The 17147-nt window shown below is 67.1% G+C and carries 18 protein-coding genes; 6 read left to right on the top strand and 12 right to left on the bottom strand.

Annotation, left to right across the window (positions count from 1 at the left end; genetic code table 11):
• Positions 1-17: 17 nt before the first annotated feature.
• From dnaB to rpsF, 5 genes are all read right to left on the bottom strand, one after another.
• Positions 18-1391, bottom strand: a complete 1374-nt coding sequence (dnaB, locus tag ACIOU8_RS14740) for a replicative DNA helicase (RefSeq protein ID WP_042541564.1) — start codon at positions 1389-1391, stop codon at positions 18-20.
• Positions 1392-2190: 799 nt separating this feature from the next.
• Positions 2191-2643 carry a 50S ribosomal protein L9 gene (gene rplI, locus ACIOU8_RS14735; protein ID WP_140038506.1) on the bottom strand — a complete coding sequence of 151 codons (453 nt, stop codon included), beginning with the start codon at positions 2641-2643 and terminating at the stop codon, positions 2191-2193.
• Positions 2644-2654: 11 nt separating this feature from the next.
• Complete coding sequence (rpsR, locus tag ACIOU8_RS14730; RefSeq protein ID WP_042541518.1) at positions 2655-2909, bottom strand: 30S ribosomal protein S18; 255 nt, start codon at positions 2907-2909, stop codon at positions 2655-2657.
• Positions 2910-2980: 71 nt separating this feature from the next.
• Positions 2981-3493, bottom strand: a complete 513-nt coding sequence (locus ACIOU8_RS14725) for a single-stranded DNA-binding protein (RefSeq protein ID WP_056311050.1) — start codon at positions 3491-3493, stop codon at positions 2981-2983.
• 5 nt (positions 3494-3498) lie between these two features.
• Positions 3499-3867, bottom strand: coding sequence for a 30S ribosomal protein S6 (gene rpsF, locus ACIOU8_RS14720; protein WP_042541520.1), 369 nt, complete (start codon positions 3865-3867; stop codon positions 3499-3501).
• A gap of 225 nt (positions 3868-4092) precedes the next feature.
• On the opposite strand from rpsF, the gene ACIOU8_RS14715 reads away from it, so the two are divergent.
• Positions 4093-4794, top strand: a complete 702-nt coding sequence (locus ACIOU8_RS14715) for a hypothetical protein (protein WP_400790954.1) — start codon at positions 4093-4095, stop codon at positions 4792-4794.
• 249 nt (positions 4795-5043) lie between these two features.
• Here ACIOU8_RS14715 and ACIOU8_RS14710 read toward each other — a convergent pair whose 3' ends face one another.
• The 6 genes from ACIOU8_RS14710 to ACIOU8_RS14685 all read right to left on the bottom strand — a co-directional run bounded on the left by ACIOU8_RS14710 (position 5044) and on the right by ACIOU8_RS14685 (position 11067).
• Positions 5044-5322 carry a hypothetical protein gene (locus tag ACIOU8_RS14710; RefSeq protein ID WP_400790951.1) on the bottom strand — a complete coding sequence of 93 codons (279 nt, stop codon included), beginning with the start codon at positions 5320-5322 and terminating at the stop codon, positions 5044-5046.
• Between the two features lie 450 nt (positions 5323-5772).
• Complete coding sequence (locus tag ACIOU8_RS14705; protein WP_400790949.1) at positions 5773-6612, bottom strand: ABC transporter ATP-binding protein; 840 nt, start codon at positions 6610-6612, stop codon at positions 5773-5775.
• On the bottom strand, positions 6605-7501 hold the full coding sequence (locus tag ACIOU8_RS14700; RefSeq protein ID WP_400790946.1) for an ABC transporter ATP-binding protein: 897 nt from the start codon (positions 7499-7501) through the stop codon (positions 6605-6607). Before ACIOU8_RS14700 ends, ACIOU8_RS14705 begins: the two co-directional genes overlap by 8 nt.
• On the bottom strand, positions 7498-8409 hold the full coding sequence (locus ACIOU8_RS14695) for an ABC transporter permease (RefSeq protein ID WP_400790943.1): 912 nt from the start codon (positions 8407-8409) through the stop codon (positions 7498-7500). Before ACIOU8_RS14695 ends, ACIOU8_RS14700 begins: the two co-directional genes overlap by 4 nt.
• The gene (locus ACIOU8_RS14690) at positions 8406-9467 is read right to left on the bottom strand and encodes an ABC transporter permease (RefSeq protein WP_400790941.1); all 1062 of its coding nucleotides are present in this window, start codon (positions 9465-9467) and stop codon (positions 8406-8408) included. Before ACIOU8_RS14690 ends, ACIOU8_RS14695 begins: the two co-directional genes overlap by 4 nt.
• A 13-nt stretch (positions 9468-9480) precedes the next feature.
• A complete protein-coding gene (locus ACIOU8_RS14685; RefSeq protein WP_400790939.1) occupies positions 9481-11067 on the bottom strand; it encodes an ABC transporter substrate-binding protein in 1587 nt (528 codons plus the stop codon).
• A gap of 149 nt (positions 11068-11216) precedes the next feature.
• Between ACIOU8_RS14685 and ACIOU8_RS14680 the strand changes: the two genes are divergently transcribed.
• The gene (locus tag ACIOU8_RS14680; protein ID WP_258184332.1) at positions 11217-11804 is read left to right on the top strand and encodes an Lrp/AsnC family transcriptional regulator; all 588 of its coding nucleotides are present in this window, start codon (positions 11217-11219) and stop codon (positions 11802-11804) included.
• Here ACIOU8_RS14680 and ACIOU8_RS14675 read toward each other — a convergent pair whose 3' ends face one another.
• Positions 11805-12164 (bottom strand): hypothetical protein, encoded by a 360-nt coding sequence (locus ACIOU8_RS14675; RefSeq protein WP_400790937.1) that lies wholly within the window; start codon positions 12162-12164, stop codon positions 11805-11807.
• A gap of 236 nt (positions 12165-12400) precedes the next feature.
• Between ACIOU8_RS14675 and ACIOU8_RS14670 the strand changes: the two genes are divergently transcribed.
• The 4 genes from ACIOU8_RS14670 (at position 12401) to ACIOU8_RS14655 (ending at position 17096) form a co-directional block, all read left to right on the top strand.
• Positions 12401-13363 (top strand): hypothetical protein, encoded by a 963-nt coding sequence (locus tag ACIOU8_RS14670; RefSeq protein ID WP_400790935.1) that lies wholly within the window; start codon positions 12401-12403, stop codon positions 13361-13363.
• Complete coding sequence (locus ACIOU8_RS14665) at positions 13360-14493, top strand: hypothetical protein (protein WP_400790932.1); 1134 nt, start codon at positions 13360-13362, stop codon at positions 14491-14493. Before ACIOU8_RS14670 ends, ACIOU8_RS14665 begins: the two co-directional genes overlap by 4 nt.
• A 385-nt stretch (positions 14494-14878) precedes the next feature.
• The gene (locus tag ACIOU8_RS14660) at positions 14879-15574 is read left to right on the top strand and encodes a DUF1684 domain-containing protein (RefSeq protein ID WP_400790930.1); all 696 of its coding nucleotides are present in this window, start codon (positions 14879-14881) and stop codon (positions 15572-15574) included.
• A gap of 28 nt (positions 15575-15602) precedes the next feature.
• The gene (locus ACIOU8_RS14655) at positions 15603-17096 is read left to right on the top strand and encodes an ABC transporter substrate-binding protein (protein ID WP_400790927.1); all 1494 of its coding nucleotides are present in this window, start codon (positions 15603-15605) and stop codon (positions 17094-17096) included.
• Positions 17097-17147: the final 51 nt, after the last annotated feature.

The following is a 17147-nucleotide window of genomic DNA, read 5'->3' as shown; positions in this document are numbered from 1 at the left end:
CACGGTGACCCGATCGATCAGTTGAAGTCGCCGCCCGGCGCCATGTCCATGAAGCGCGAGTAGTGACCCTGGAAGGCCACGGTGATCGTCGCCGTCGGACCGTTACGGTGCTTGGCCACGATCAGGTCGGCCTCGCCCGGACGAACGTCCTTGTCGTAGACGGAGTCGCGGTGCAGCAGGATCACCATGTCGGCGTCCTGCTCGATCGAGCCGGACTCACGCAGGTCGCTGATCGCGGGCTTCTTGTCGGTGCGCTGCTCGGGACCACGGTTCAGTTGCGACAGTGCGATGACCGGAACCTGCAGCTCCTTCGCGATGAGCTTGAGGCTTCGCGAGAACTCCGAGACCTCCTGCTGACGCGACTCGACGCGCTTGCCCGATGTCATCAGCTGCAGGTAGTCGATGATGACCATCCGCAGCCCCTCACGCTGCTTGAGTCGACGGCACTTCGCGCGGATCTCGACCAGCGTCATGTTCGGGCTGTCATCGATGTAGAGGGGCGCGTCGTTGATGCGTCCTCGAGTCGCGGCGACCGTGGTCCAGTCGCGAGGGTCGAGGTTTCCCTTGCGCATGTTCTGCAGCGGGATCTGCCCCTCGGCGCTCAGCAGACGCATCGCGATCTCACTCTTGCCCATCTCGAGCGAGAAGAAGACGGAGGGGATGTTGTGGCCGATGGATGCCGAACGTGCGAAGTCGAGCGCGAGCGTCGACTTACCCATCGCAGGACGCGCGGCGACGACGATCATCTGCCCGCCGTGAAGACCGTTGGTCAGCTCGTCGAGCTCCTTGAAGCCGGTCGGCACACCCGTCATCGAGCCGTCGCGGCCGCTGGCGGCCTCGATCTCTTCGAGCGCGGCGTCGACCGCGATCTGCAGCGGAACGTAGTCTTCGGCGGTCTCCGAGCCGGTGATCGAGTAGATCTCCGCCTGGGCGTTGTTGACGATGTCGGTCGCGTCGCCCTGGCCGTCATAGCCGAGCTGCACGATACGGGTGCCTGCATCGACCAGACGACGCAGGATCGCCCGCTCCGAGACGATGCCCGCGTAGTAGCCGGCGTTCGCGGCGGTGGGGACGATCGAGGTGAGCGTGTGCAGATAATCGGCACCGCCGGCGCGGCTCAGCTCGCCGGTCTTGATGAGCTCGTCGGTGACGGCGACGACGTCCGTCGGCTCGCCATGCGAGTAGAGCGACAGGATCGCCTCGAAGATGAGCTCGTGCTTGGGGATGTAGAAGTCAGCGCCCTTGAGCGTCTCGATCACATCGGCGACAGCATCCTTCGAGAGGAGCATTCCGCCCAGCGCGCTCTGTTCGGCGAGCGTGTCGTGCGGGGGTGTGCGCTCTGGTGGACGCTTGCCCCCGAGGCGCTCCTCTGAGATGTCGGCGATCGACACGCTGCTCCCTTCGATGCGACGTTCTTCCGGTGTGCTCGGTGCCGACTGCGTCAGTCACTCGATGCGATTCAGCTCGAGAAGGACCGTCCGCACAGCAAATCAGGCACTTCCGACATCGGGTCGCCGGACCACGCTACGAGCGGGGGTTTTCGGTCGCAACACGCTCTGTGGATAACTATGTGGAAAGCGTGCGAACAAGTCCGGAGAGTCTGTGCAGAACACATGTGGATAACTCGGTGGAGTACCTTGAAATTGAGTTCTATTTGTCAGCCTGGCCTGGGGTTTACAGTTTCCCCAGCCTGTGGATGAGAACGTGGTTCAACCGCGCATTGAAGGTTGATCGAATCCGGTGGGGGATGTGTAGAACCTGGGGAAAGTCAAGCCGAGATTCAACCGGGCGCGTCACACTGAGCAACCCTCCGAAATGTGCGCGAGATGCCGTCTATTTCGAGCGGAACCCTCTAGACATCGCGATATACCGGGAGTATCGTCACCGGCAATCGACGCAGTGTGCATCGACGACGAACGACGGCTCTCGGGGGAGGGAAGTCGACGTGAACGCTCAGGCAACCCGGCGCAGCCTTCCGGCCGTCGCCCTCTGGGGTGTCCTCGGTGCGGTCGCGTGGCCGGCGATCACGATCTTCACGAGCGGGTCTTCTGCGAGCGCGGACGACAGCTCGAACGATTCGACTGCGCCGAACGATCCGCGGCGCCGACCGGCCGCGAACGCAGAACACCCCCTGTCCCGATGGACAGGGGGTGTTCGCACTTCGACAGGCTCAGTGACCTGCCGACGTCGTCACTTGGCGGCGACGACCTGCAGCGTGATGACTGCGGTCACGTCGTCGTGCAGACGAACCGTGGCCTCGTGCTCACCGGTCGACTTGATCGCCGACGGGATGTGCACCTTGCGCTTGTCGATCGAGCCGAGACCCGCGGCTGCGACAGCATCCGCGATGTGATCGGTCTTGACCGAGCCGAAGAGGCGACCCTCGTTGCCGGCCTTGACGGCCAGGCGCACCTTGGTGGCCTCGAGGGAGTTCTTCAGTGCCACGGCCTCGTCGCGGTCGTGGATCGCGCGAGCCTGACGAGCAGCCTGGATCGAAGCGACCTGCTTTTCGCCACCGCGGGTCCACGCCGTAGCGAAGCCCTTGGGGATGAGGTAGTTGCGGGCGAACCCGTTCTTGACCTCGACCACGTCACCGGCGCTACCAAGCCCGGCGACCTCGTTCGTGAGAATCAGCTTTGCCATCTCGATACCCCTTACCGGCCGGCGCCAGCGTAGGGCAGGAGTGCCATTTCGCGTGCGTTCTTGATCGCGGTGGCGATCAGACGCTGCTCCTGCACCGAAACACCGGTGATACGACGGGCGCGGATCTTGCCACGCTCCGAGACGAACTTGCGGAGGGTGGAGACATCCTTGTAATCGATGACTCCGACCCGGATCGACTTCGCGGGAGCGGTGGGCTTGCCACCCTTCCGCGGCTTGCGGCGGTCGCCGCTAGACTTTCCAGCCATTGTTTTTCCTTAATGATGAGACGGATGCCGAGCCCTTCGACAGGCTCAGGGACCCGGTTCCAGAAGTTGTTTCAGAACGGGGTGTCGTCGCCGAAGCTGCCCGGAGTGCTCCAGGCATCTGCGCTCGTCGACGAGCCGGGCGTTGACCACGGCTCTTCCGACACCTGCTGCTGCTGTGCGGGGCGCGACTGTCCGCCGCCACCGCCGCCACCACCGGTCGACGCCGCACGGGTGACCTGCGCGGTCGCGTACCGAAGCGAGGGGCCGATCTCGTCGACCTCCAGCTCGATAGCGGTGCGCTGGTTGCCCTCGCGGTCCTGGTAGGAGCGCTGACGCAGACGGCCCTGCGCCATGACGCGCATGCCCTTGGTCAGCGAACCCGCCACGTGCTCGGCGAACTCGCGCCAGACCGACGCACGGAGGAACAGCGCTTCGCCGTCCTTCCACTCGTTGGCGGCGCGGTCGAAGTTCCGAGGCGTCGAGGCGATGGTGAAGTTCGCCACCGGCAGTCCGTTCTGCGTGTAGCGCAGCTCGGGGTCGGCCGTGAGGTTGCCCACCACGGTGATGACTGTTTCGCCGGCCATCGGACTCAGGCCTTCGCAGCCTTGGCGGCCTTGCGGGCAGCCTTCTCTTCGGTGCGCTTCGCTTCGAACGCGACCATCGCCTGAGCTTCCTCAGAACGGAGGACCTTGGTGCGCATGATCTGCTCGTTCAGCTTCAGCTGACGGTCGAGCTCCTGCGTGGCCTCGCTGGTAGCGGTGAAGTTGACGACGGCGTAGATGCCCTCGTTCTTCTTCTGGATCTCGTAAGCCAGACGGCGCTTGCCCCAAATGTCGACCTTGTCAATCGAGCCACCATCGTTGGTGATGACCTTCAGGAACTTGTCGAGCGTAGGAGCGACCTGGCGCTCGTCGATCTCGGGGGTCAGAATGACCATGAGTTCGTACTGGTGCGTCACTTACCCACCTCCTTCGGACTAGAACGGCTTCCGGGACGTTCCCGGAAGCAGGAGGGTGTGTGATCGTCATCCGCCGAGCCGCCCGAGTGGGCGCCTGATGGCAGACAACCTTGACAGTCTAGCGGAGAAACCTTCGCTCTGCCCCCACGCGTATTGCGGCGCACTGGCATGCTGGAACGCGTGCGCGCTGACGTTCAGGGCGCACGCGACCGAAGGGGGAACGCCATGCGCGTCAACAAGTGGGGGGGGGTCGGCATCGTCCTGACCGCCACCGTATTGCTCACCGGGTGCACCGCAGGTGCTGAGGAGTCCGCAGAAGAAGAGCCCACGGCGGCCGCGGAGGAGACCACCGCGCCCGAGTCCGACTGCCCCGAGCTGACCGAGGGGGCGACCGTCGACGGCACCGCGCTCGGCGCCTGCATCACCGAGGCGATGACCGACACGGCCGGCTACCAGGCCAAGACGTCGATCCTGGGCATGGACACCACCGCCCGGTACAACCCCGAGACGGATGCCATCGAGACGATCACGCCCATGGGGTCGCTGATCCTGATCGGCGACGACGCCTGGGTCAAGACGCCCACGACCGACTGGCAGGTCGCCGACCCGAACTCGAGCGACCCGATCGTCGCCGCGCTCAGCAGCGGTGCGGCGACGGCGGCCGGCACCGACCCGGCCACGGCCGCGGGCGCGCTGACCGGCGAGTTCACCGTCACCGGAACCGGCAGCCGCCTGGGTCAGGACGTCTACCTCGTGAGCGGCACGTCCGAGGCGCAGGGCGTGCCGGTCGACGTGGTGTTCGAGGTGACCGACGAGTACGTGGTGCTGGCGACGAGCGGCAGCACCGAGGCCGCGGGCCAGATGATCGAGACCTCGCTCGAGATCACCGAGTGGGACGTCGAGCAGGACATCGTCGCACCTCTCTGATCCACGAGCGGATGCTGCGGGCCGGGGCGATCGCCTCGGCCCGCAGTGCGTTCCGAGGTCTCGTGGCGCAGCATCCGTTCGGGCCCTCCCGGGGGCATCTCGTGCCAACTCTCGGGCCGCCCCTTCCGGAGGAGAACTATCCTTCGGGAGGAGGATCAGGCTCGAAACGTCCTCCCGAGGAGCAGATCGCCTCCCGAGGGGCGGACGCGAACGCATCCGCCCTGTTCAACCGGTGCCGCGAGCTCCCGGTCAGGCTGTGGCGTCCGCGATACGCCGATCGATCTCGGCGAGCTCGGCTCGGATCTGCACGAAGGACTCCGGGGTGAAGCGCCGGACCTGCATGTCGAGGATCGCCTGGGCCGCGTCGTCGCTCACCTCGAAAGCCTCGGCCACGGCCGCCACCGCAGACGCCACATCACCGGGGGTGTCTGCGCAGATCCGCAGCAGTTCTTCGGGCCGTTCGAGAGCGACGACGTATGCCCCGACGATCTCCCGGAGCTTTCGCAGATTGCCAAGGTTCTCAGCCATGGGTGCCACTCTACGGCGCGGGTCTCCCCTCAACACGACGGAGATCCACGTGTCGAGGGCCGCCGCGCAGCATCCAATCGGGGTGCCTCGGGCCACTCGCCGGGGAGGAGAACTGCGCCTCGGGCGGAGGATCAGGCTCAGAATCTCCTCCCCAAAGGCAGTTCTCCTCCCCAGGGGCGGGCGCGAACGCACCGGCCGTATTGAGCCAGCGCCGCGAGCTCCCGTCAGGCTGAGGCGCCGGGGGGCCTTGGACGGGAGGAGAACTGCGCCACGGGAGGATGCTTCGCGCTCATCCGTCCGCCCGAGACGCAGATCTCCTCCCGAGGCGCAGCCAACCACCCGAGGCGCAGATCTCCGCCCGAGGCGCAGCCAACCACCCGAGCGAGCGCAGAACCGAGCAGACCCGAACGCCCGAGCAGACCCGAACAGCCGAACGAACAGCCGACGCAGTCAGTCGATGACGGGGGCGATCTCCGACCAGACGGTGCGCTCGTTCGTCGAGGGTGCGACCGGGATGCGTCCTGCGCCGTCGGGCTCGGGGATCGCGGCGAGCAGCGCCTGCGTGTACGGATGCTGCGGCGCAGACCACACACGGTCGGTCGCCCCCGCCTCGAGCACCCGTCCGGCGAACATCACGAATGTGCGGTCGGCGATGCGTCGGACGACCGCGAGGTCGTGCGAGATGAACAGCATCCCCGCACCGGACTCGGCGACGAGGTCGCGCATCAGCCCCGCGACGCTCGTCTGGGTCGAGGCGTCCAGGGCCGAGATCGGCTCGTCGGCGACGAGCAGCGACGGCCGTGCGGCGAGCGCCCGGGCGATCGCGAGACGCTGCTTCTGGCCCCCGGAGAACTGGTGCGGGAAGCGAGTGGCGACCTCGGTCGGCAGCCCGACCCGTTCGAGCCACTCCGCGACGGTCGACCCTTCGGCGCCGCGAGCGCGGGCGGTGGCGATGCCGTCGGCGATCTGGTCTCCGACGCGGCGCCGCGGGTTGAGCGACGTCGACGGATCCTGGAACACCATCTGGATGCCGGTGAGCGCGAGGTCGCGCCGACGGATGCCGAGCGGCTTCACGGGCGCTCCGCGGAAGCGCACCTCTCCCCCGGCGAGCTTCTCGATGCCGACGACCGCGCGGGCGAGGCTCGACTTGCCGCTGCCGGATTCGCCGACGAGAGCCACGGTCTCTCCGGGTGCGACGGTCAGCGAGACGTCGTCGACGGCAACCACCGGCGGGCTCCCGGGGTAGCGAACGACCACGCCCTGCGCGTCGAGGACGGCGACTTCACTCATCTGCGGCCTCCTCTTCGGCATCCTTCACGACGGCATCCGTCACGACCGCATCCGGCATCACCGCATCCGACGTCACCGGATCGATGAGGGCGGGCTCCGGCGAGGCGAGCTCGAGCTTCGACCCCGGCAGGGCCGCGAGCAGCGTGCGCGTGTACTCGTGCTGCGGGTCGCGGAACAGCGTCTCTCGGTCTGCCCGCTCGACGATCTGCCCGTTCTTCATCACGGCGACCTCGTCGGCGATCGCACTCATGACGCCCAGGTCGTGCGTGACGAGCAGCACCGCGAGGTTGCGCTCGGTGGCCAGGTCGCGCAGCAGGCGCAGGATGCCGGCCTGCACCGTGACGTCGAGCGCGGTGGTCGGCTCGTCGGCCAGCAGCACCTCGGGGTCGCACGCGAGAGCGCACGCGATCGCGATGCGCTGCCGCTGCCCGCCCGAGAACTGGTGGGGGTAGCGCTTGAGCGCGGCATCCGGGTTCGGAACCTGCACGGTTTCGAGCAGCTCGATCGCCCTCGCCTTCGCGGTCTCGCCGCGCAGGCCGAGGTGCACGCGCATGTGATCGGTGAGCTGTCGGCCGATCGGCAGCTGCGGGTGCAGCGACGCCGACGGGTCCTGGAATATCATCGCGATGCGCTTGCCCCGAATGCGATTGAGAGCCCGACGGCGCATGCCGACCAGCTCCTCGCCAGCGAGCAGGATGGATCCGCCGGTGCGTGCCTGCCGAGGCAGGAGCCCGAGCACGGCGAGCGACGTGAGCGTCTTGCCTGATCCGGACTCCCCGGCGAGGCCGTGTATGCGTCCGGCCTCGAGGTCGAGCGAGACGCCGTGCACGAGCGGACGACCGATGTCGATCGTCAGGTCGCGGATGCTGAGCACGGGTGCGCCGTTCATGCTGCCGCCCCCTTCGCCGATGCCACGTGCTCTGCCTGCTTCTCGTGCGTGACCTCGGCCGTCGGGTCGAGGATGTCGCGCATCGCGTCACCGAGGAAGTTGAAGGCGAGCACCACGGTGAGGATCGCGAGACCCGGGAAGACTCCGAGCCACCAGGCGTCGAAGTTCTGCATGGCGGCGGAGATCATCGAGCCCCACTCGGCGGTGGGCGGCTGCGCTCCGAGGCCGAGGAACGACAGACCCGACAGCAGCAGGATCGCCGCGCCGATGTCGAGCGTCGCGAGCACCAGCACGGGGCCGGCGATGTTCGGCAGGATGTCGATGAACAGCGTCCGCAGCGGCGAGTGGCCGAGCAGGCGACCGGCGATCACGTAATTCTGTCCGCGCAGCCCGAGCACGATGCTGCGCGTGACTCGCGAGTACTGCGGCCACGAGACGACGATCGCCGCGATCACCGCGTTGAACAGCGACGGGCCGAGGGATGCCGCCACCACCATCGCGAGGATGACGGTCGGGAACGCCATGAACAGATCGGTGATGCGCATCAGCGTCTCATCGACCCAGCCGCCGAAGTATCCGGCGACGGCGCCGATCACGGTGCCGATGAGCATCGCCGCGATCACGAGCATCAGTGCCAGGGGAAGGCTCACCGTCGCGCCGGTCATCAGACGCGAGAAGATGTCCCGCCCGTTGCCGTCGGTGCCGAGCAGTGTGTCGATGCCCGGCGCCTGCAGACGAGGAAGCACCTGGGCGTTCGGGCCGTACGGCACCCACCACTGCGCCGTGAAGGCGACGATGATCCATGCTCCGGCGACGACGGTGCCGATCACGCCGAGCGGTGTGCGCCAGGCGCGCGGCCAGCGGAAGCGGAACCGCCAGGGGCCGGATGCCGAGTCGATGCGGCTCATGCGATCCTCACTCTCGGGTCGAGGACGCCGTAGAGCAGATCGACGACGAAGTTGATGAGGAGGTAGATGAATCCGACGACGAGACCGACGCCCATGATGCCCGGCAGGTCGAGGTTCGCCGCGGAGTTGTAGGCGTACGTGCCCAGGCCAGGCCACGCGAACACCGACTCGACGAGCACGGTGCCCGAGAGCAGTGAGCCGAACGCGACGCCCACGACGGTGAGGATCGGCAGGGATGCTCCACGGAGCACGTAGTCGAGGATCACGCGCATGGCGGGGAGTCCCTTGGCGCGGGCTGCCCGCACGTAGTCGCTGCCGAGCACCTCGAGCACCGAGGTGCGGATGAAGCGCGTCAGCAGACCGATCGTCACGAGAGACAGGACCATCACCGGCAGGGCCAGGTGTGCGAGGGCGTCGGCGAACCCGACGCCGTCTCCGTTGAGCAGGTAGTCGACCGTGTAGAGCCCGGTGACGCGGGGAGGCGGGGTGATCGACGGCGAGATGCGACCGGAGCCGGGCGCGATGCGCAGCTCGAGGAAGAACACGTAGAAGCTGACGAGCGCGAGCCAGAACGTCGGCACGCTCAGGCCGATCAGGGTCACGATGCGGATCACCTGATCGGTGACCAGACCGCGACGGTAGGCCGCGAGCGTTCCGAGCACGACGCTCACCGCGAGGCTGAGGATGATGGCGCCGATCGCGATCTCGATCGTCGCCGGCACCGCGGTGGCGAGGTCGCTGGTGACCGGTCGCCCGGTCACCAGCGATGTTCCGAGGTCTCCTCGGAGCAGGTTGCCCATGTAGATGAAGTACTGCACGAAGAGCGGCTGATCGAGACCTTGGGCCTTGATGAACGCCTCGCGCGTTTCGGGGTTCTGCGATGCTCCCTCACCCAGCGCTGCCGACACGGGGTCGCCGGGCACGAGGTTCGTCAGCGCGAAGGTCACGATCGTGACCCCCACGAGCAGGAGCAGCGAGGTGCCGATCCGGCGCAGCAGGTATCCGACGAGCGGTGACCTGCGACGCTGGGCCTGCCGTCGCACGGCCACCGTCGTCATCAGTCAGCCCCGATCAGCCGGCGGGCGTGATCTCGGCGATGTCCATCTCCCACACCGAGTTGTAGACGGCGCCGGTGACGGCATCCGCCGTGGCGATGTTGCGGCCGGGGACGATCAGCGGCACGAACGGACCCTCGGCCTGCATCGCCTCGGCGAACGAGGTGAAGGCCTCGCTGCGCTGGGCCTCATCGGTCGCGGCTGCGGCACCGGCTGCGATGCCCGCGATCTCGGGGTTGGCCTCGGCGGCCCAGCCGGCACGCAGGCCGACCTTCAGGCCGGGGGCGAAGGGGAGGAAGTTCGCCGAGTCGGCGTAGTCGGGACCCCAGAACCACAGACCGAAGCCCTCGGTGCCGTTGACGTAGGCGTCGAGCTCGGTGGCGAACGGCGCCGGAGCGAGTTCGACGGCGATGCCGGCATCCTTGAGCTGAGCCTGCACGCGCTCGGCGAGCGGGGTGAACTCCACCCCGCCGACCGGGTAGTCATTCGGGAACTGCAGCTTCAGGGTCTGACCCGTGTAGCCGGCCTCGGCGAGAGCGGCCTCGGTCTTGTCGAGGTCCTGCTCGACACCGGTGTCGAGGGCTCCCTCGAATCCGGGCGGGATCACGCCGGTCGCCTGCACGGCACCCGCACCCGCGAGCTCGAGCAGCGCGTCGTAGTCGAGTGCGTAGCGGATCGCCTCGGCGATCTTGACGTTCGCGAGCTCGCCCGCGACGGCCTCGGACTGGTTGAGCAGCAGGAAGATCGTCTGGCCGGACGGCACCGACTCGACGTTCAGTCCGTCGCCGAGACCCGAGACCTGGTCGCCGTTGAGGTCCATCGCGACCATCGAGTCGCCGCCCTTGAGGTTGGCGAGCTGCGTCGCGCTCTCCGAGACGTTGCGCACGACGACGCGGCCGTAGGCGGCCTCTTCGTCGCCGTTGTACTCGTCGCTCTTGGTCAGCACGACCTGCGACGAGAGGTCGAGCGTGTCGAGCACGAAGGGACCGGAACCGGCGGACTCGCCGTCGAGGAAGCTCTGTGCGCTGTCGGTGCCGTCGATCGATCCGCCGTTCTCGATCACGACGTCGGAGTTGACGATGCCGAGTGCCGGGTTGGCGAGAATCGCGGGCAGCTGCAGCAGCGGCGTCTCGGAGGTGATCGAGATCGTCTTCTCGTCGACCTCGGTGATCGTCAGGCCGCCCAGGAGGAAGTTCGGCTTGGCGTCGGTCATGCCCTGGATGCGCTGCAGGGTGAAGACGACGTCCTTCGCCTCGATCGGCGTGCCGTCGGAGAAGACACGGTCACCCTCGAGCGTGAACGTGAACTCGGTCGCCTCGTCGTTCTGCTCCCAGGATGCGAGGCCGGGCACGGGGGTCGAGACATCCGAGCCCTCGAAGTCGACCAGCGTCTCGTAGAGCGCCTTGGCGATCATGTTGCCGGTCGGATCGTACGTGTGACCCGGGTCGGCGGTCTCGATCGAGAACGCGGTGTCGATGACCAGCGAATCGGAACCGGAGGACTCTCCGCCGTCGTTCGCCGAGTTGCCACCGGAGCAACCAGCGAGAGCGAAGAGCGCGACAGCTCCGATCGCGATGACGGACGTGCTGCGACGTGACGACATAGGGGCCTCCAGGGGCGAGGAGTTTCATCGGGTTCGGTCGACGCCGGGTGGACGACCGGTGATCAGATTCGCATTGTATGGGACTATGTGTCCAGCAAGAATGCAGACGTCATCACAGTCTGTCCAAGACCCCGCCCATGAGGAGCATTGTGTCCACCAAGAGCGACGAAGCCGTGAAGCAATCTGGACGAAGTGCCGCCCCGTTGGACGACATCGGATACAGAATCCTCGAGACGCTGCGTGATAACGGTCGCATCTCGATCGCCGCGCTGGCCGAGACAGTGGGGATCTCCCGCGCGAACGCCTACACGCGCGTCGAGACGCTCATGCAGGACGGCGTCATCACCGGATTCAGCGCCCGGGTCGACCAGTCCAAGGCAGGGCTCTCGATCGGCGCGCTCGTCTTCGTGACCGTGCACCCGCAGGCCTGGGCGTCGTTCCGCGAGAGCGTGCTCGAGATGCCCGACGTCGAGTGGTGCGCCATCACCACGGGCGAGCACGACGCGATGCTGCTCATCCGCGCCGTCGATGTGAGCGGCGTGCACGAGTTCACGACGGGCGTCATCGCGCAGCTGCCCGAGGTGCGCACCGTCGTCAGCGTGGTCGTGCTCGACGAGGTGATCCGCCGGTCGTTCCTGCTGCCGAGCGACCTGCCGGAGCGCGATCTGGCGACACCGCTGGGCATGACGCGATGGACGCCGGCGACGCCGGGTCGCGACATGCTCCCGCCGCGCTGATCAGGCGGCTGCTGCCTCTTCGCAGACACTCAGCTGCGGCAGTCCGTGCATCTCGTAGTGCTCGACGAGACGGATGCGACCGTCATCCGTGAGTTCGAGCTGGCTCTCGCCGTCTCCGGTCACGACGGCGCCGTCGGAGACGAGCACGTGCACGAACGACACCCAGATGGTGTCGCCGGTGCGGGTGCCGACGAAGCGTCCGAAAGTGACGGTGTCACCGGAGTAGTCGCCCCAGATCGCGCCGTCCTTCTCCCGATAGACGAACTCGCTGGGCGATTCGGGGTCGACCGCCGAGGTGGTGGAGGAGACCATCCGGAACCGGCGGCCGTCGAGCGAGGGGATGGTTGCAATCGAGCTCACCCTCCGATTATGGAGGGCATTCTCGGGGCGGTGAAGCCGCTCCGGCAAGCGTCTTCCCGGGCCTCTCGCCGGGCAGACCGAGCAAGACGAAACCTCTCCGCGCCCCGACGCCCGCGGCGTTTCGTCTGGCGCTTCTCGACCTCCACGACCCGCTCGCGACCCCACATGTTCCGCCACCTCCGCCGCGCGCAGGGATGATCCGATATCTCGCAGGTACCGTGGATCGCATGCACTGGATGTCTGACACCTCGGCCGGCGACTGGCTGCGCGAGCGCCTCGACGACCCATGGAAAGCGTCGATGCACGCCGTCGTGCCGCACGGCTTCCCGGCCTATGCCCGCATCCTGCACCCCGCGACTGTCCGCTCGCTGCCCGATCGGCCGGTGCCGACCTATGACGAGTACGACGCGATGCCCGAGGCCGAGCGACAGTCCCTCCTCGATCACTTCATCGATGCACCTGCGACCTGGGCCGAGACGGCCTCCGCCTTCGGCACCACGCTGCACCCGCTGGCGCAGTGGCAGCGCATCGTGCGCACCCCGGTGGACGGAGACTGGCGCACGCGGATCTCTCCGGACGGGCGCGAGTTCACTGCCCCCACGGAAGGCGAGCTGGCACCCGAGATGCTCGCATCCATCGCCTCGCATCTCATCGCTCACACCACGACTCCGGATGCCGGCTTCGCGGCGCTCTGGGAGGGCCGCGGCGCTCTGGTCGGCCACATGGGCCACGGCCCGTCCCGCGCGTTCCTCACATTCAGCGACGACCCGAATCATCAGGCGATGCTCGATCGCAGCGTGAAGGATCCGTTCAACAACGTCTTCCGCAAGCAGACCTGGCAGGAGGGCATCCTGGCGCGCGAGATCTCGGAGGGTCCACGGTTCCGTCTGCCTGAACGGGATCACGTGCTCTTCGGCGGAGCGATCAGCGCCTTCGCCAGCCCGGACTGGATTCTGGACGTCCCTTGGCGCGACCGCCCGGCCGAGGAGCACGGGTTCGAGCCGTCGGCCCAGACTCCGAGCATCCTGTGGCCCGACGACCACGCCTGGGTGACGGTGAGCGAGATCGACTACGACTCGACGATCGTGGCCGGGCCCGCCGAGCTGGTCGCTGCGATCTGCGCCGATGGAAGGCTCGAGGCGTTCCAGATCCGGGAGAACGCCGACCTCACCTGGGATGCCGACGAGGTGAATCGATGACGACCCCGCAGCCGCAGACCGGGCCGACCTTCGACGCTGCTCCTCTCACCGAGCCGGTCGATCCGAAGGCGGTCACCGCGTTCGCCGCCGAGCTGCGCGCCCGAGGATCCAGCGGCACGCGCGGCACGACCATCTTCGCGATCGTCGTCATCGCGCTCATGGCCCTCGTCGTGGTCCCGGTGGTCTTCATGACCATCGTCAGCATGGTCTCCACACCCGGGGGATCCGGGTTCGCGGCTGTCCCGCTGGTGATCTTCGGCGTCATCGCAGTCGTGATCGGCATCGGCGGTGTCATCGGTTGGCGGCGGGCGCGCGTGACCCGCTACCGCCTGCACCGCTTCGCGCAGGCGAACGGCATGTCGTACGAGGGCAGGGTCGCCTCGCCCGCGCTGCCGGGGATGATCTTCAGCCTCGGCGGCTCGCGCATGTCGACCGATCTCGTTCGCGGCACGTCGCCGCGGTTCGTCGAGTTCGGCAACTACCAGTACACGGTGAAGCGGGGCAAGAGCTCGACCACCTACCGCTGGGGCTATGTCGCGGTGAAGCTCGACGTGCCGCTGCCCAACATCGTGCTCGATGCCAAGGGCAACAACGGATTCGGGTCGAACCTGCCCGCGTCGTTCCAGAAGGAGCAGCGGCTGTCGCTCGAAGGCGACTTCGACGAGTACTTCACCCTCTACTGTCCCGAGGGGTACGAGCGCGACGCGCTGTACCTGTTCAGCCCCGACATCATGGCCCGGTTCATCGACAACGCCGCCGAGCTCGACGTCGAGATCGTCGACGACTGGATGTTCCTCTACACGCAGCGCAGGGTGTCGACGCTCGACCCCGCGACCTGGGCGTGGCTGTTCGGTGCCGTCGGCGCGTTGATCACGAAGCTCGATCAGTGGGAGCGCTGGAGAGACGAGCGTCTGCTTGTCGAGAATCCGTCGGCTGCAGCATCCGCTTCCCCGGCCACCTCAGCCCGACCCTCGAACGAGCGTCTTCCGTTCGCTCCGCCGGTCGGCCTGCTGTCGCCGCCGCCGGGCGTCGCCCACGAAGGACGCAGATTGAAGCGCAGCTTCCCGTGGCTGCCGGTCGTCGTCCTGATCGGCTTCGCGGCGTTCTGGTTCTGGTCCAGATCTTTCTGAACGCGAACCCCCGAGGGTGGGTTGTGGGGGTGGGTGCTGACTGGGGATCAGCGTTCCCACCCCATCCCCCCTCGGGATCAGAAGGAGATCTGACACTCCCTCCGCAGGACGGTCGAACCGTCCACGCGCGGGTCAGCTGGGGACTGACGACTCTGCGCGTATATGAGTAATGGTATACCGGCATACGTTGCATTCCATTGCGCGGATGAGACTCGACCGAACGCGTTGTATCGCGTCCAAAAACGTGCGGAATGGGGGCCTGCAGCCCCGTTCTGACGCGACATTCGTGCATCCCCGCGAAAGCCCTGTCACCCGTGACGTCGCGCATTACCCAGAGTGACGGACTCGGCCCCACCCTCTTCTGCATGCAAGAGAATGGAAGGTGATGTCTGAACGCGAAGATCACACCCAGTGGCAGGCCGAGCGCCGTGCCTCCGTCACCGCGGCGACCGGAAACCTCGCCCTGATCGAGACCCGCTGGACGGGCGAGGCACCCGATCTGGATGCCGAGCAGCAGGCGGCATCCGACACGGTGACCGTGACGCCGATCCAGCGCACGAACATCGAGACCGGTGAGGCTGAGCACGGACTGCGCCTGTGGGATGCCGAGTCACCCGCGATCCGCGCCTTCGACCGCACCGACACCTACGAGTACGACCCCGCGTGGGTGCTCGAGGGGCACTTCACCCCGGTGTCCGGCGACCGGCGGGTGTCGTTCGAACACATCCGCGACAACGGCGGCACCCGGGAGCTCGTCGTCCCCGGCGACATCCATGTCGAGCTCGACGGCCGCGAGTACACCCTGGCGGCCTTCGACGACGGCGGCACGCTGCTGCTCGTGTTCGGCGACGAGACCAACGGCTCCGAGACCTACGGGTCCGGCCGCTTCCTGTTCGTCGAGCTCCGAGACGACGAGGGCACCGTGACCCTCGACTTCAACCGCGCTTTCGTGCCGCCGTGCGGATTCAGCGCCCAGTACAACTGCCCGCTGCCGCCGGCATCCAACCGCTTCCCCCTGCCTATCCGAGCAGGCGAGAAGAACGTCGTCTTCCGCGACGGCTTCGACATCTACGCGGCGTGACGCCGCACACTCTCACCCTGGAGCACTCATGAGAAGAACCCGAATTCTCGGCGCGCTCGGCGCCGTCGCCGCGCTCGCGCTCGTGGCCGGCTGCGCCTCGGGAGCCACCGACGACGCCTCGAGCGAAGACGCCACGATCTTCATCGGGTCGCTGTACGAGCCGACCAACCTCAGCAACATCCAGGGCGGCGGTCAGGGTGTGACCGAGGCCCTGACCGGCAACGTCTACGAAGGCCTCTATCGGCTGACCGACGACGGCGAGGTCGAGCCGCTTCTCGCCGAGGACGCGCAGGTCTCTGACGACGGACTCACCTACACGATCACGCTGCGCGACGACGTGACGTTCCACTCGGGTGACCCGCTCACCTCCGCCGACGTGAAGTCGAGCGTCGAGGCCGTCACCGCCGAGGACTCGGTCTCGGCCCGCAAGTCGAGCTTCACGACCATCGCCGACATCGCGACCCCCGACGACCAGACCGTGGTCTTCACGCTGTCGCAGCGGTCGATCTCGTTCCTCTACAACCTCAGCTACGTCTGGGTCGTGAACGACGAGGCCGGCGACATCACCGGATCGGAAGACGGCACGGGCCCCTACACGCTCGACGAATGGAAGAAGGGCTCGACCCTGACCCTCGAGCGCTGGGACGACTACTGGGGCGAGCCGGCCAAGAACGCCGAGGTCGTCTACACGTACTTCACCGACGCGACCGCCGAGAACAACGCTCTGGCCACGGGCGAGATCGACGTGATCACCAGCGTGCAGAGCCCCGATTCGCTCGCGCAGTTCTCCGGCGACGACTACGTGATCAGCGAGGGCACCTCGACCACGAAGGAGCTGCTGGCCTTCAACGATCGCGTCGCGCCCTTCGACAACGCACTCGTGCGCAAGGCCATCTACTCGGCCGTCGACACTGAGAAGCTCCTCGAGTCGATCTGGGGCGACTACGGCACGCTGATCGGTTCGATGGTGCCGCCGACCGACCCCTGGTACGAAGACCTCACCTCGGTGAACCCCTATGACGTCGAGCTGTCGAAGGATCTGCTCGCCCAGGCCGGCTACGCCGACGGCTTCACGTTCACGCTCGACACCCCGAGCTACGACCCGCACCCCGCGGTGGCGGAGTTCCTGCAGTCGCAGCTCGCCGAGGTCGGCATCACGGTCGAGATCAACACGATCAGCGCCGACGAGTGGTACACGAAGGTGTTCAAGGAGCAGGACTTCGAGGCCACGCTCCAAGAGCACGTGAACGACCGCGACGTGGTCTGGTACGGCAACCCCGACTTCTACTGGGGATACGACGACGCCCAGGTGCAGCAGTGGGTCGCCGAGGCCGAGCAGGCCGCCACGACCGACGAGCAGACGGCTCTGCTGAAGCAGGTCAACGAGAAGATCGCCGAGGATGCCGCGAGCGTATGGTTGTACCTCTACCCGCAGATCGTGGTCGCCTCGAGCGACCTCAGCGGTTACCCGGTCAACGGCCTGAACTCCCAGTTCTTCGCCTACGACATCGTCAAGTCCTGACGCGCGAGGGGGATGCCGCGCGTAGGCATCCCCCTCCTCATCCTGAACAGT

Source organism: Microbacterium sp. NPDC087589 (assembly GCF_044743635.1).
GTDB lineage: Bacteria > Actinomycetota > Actinomycetes > Actinomycetales > Microbacteriaceae > Microbacterium.
The sequence above is the reverse complement of the archived record's forward strand: the minus strand, read 5'-3'. Positions and strand labels throughout refer to the sequence as shown.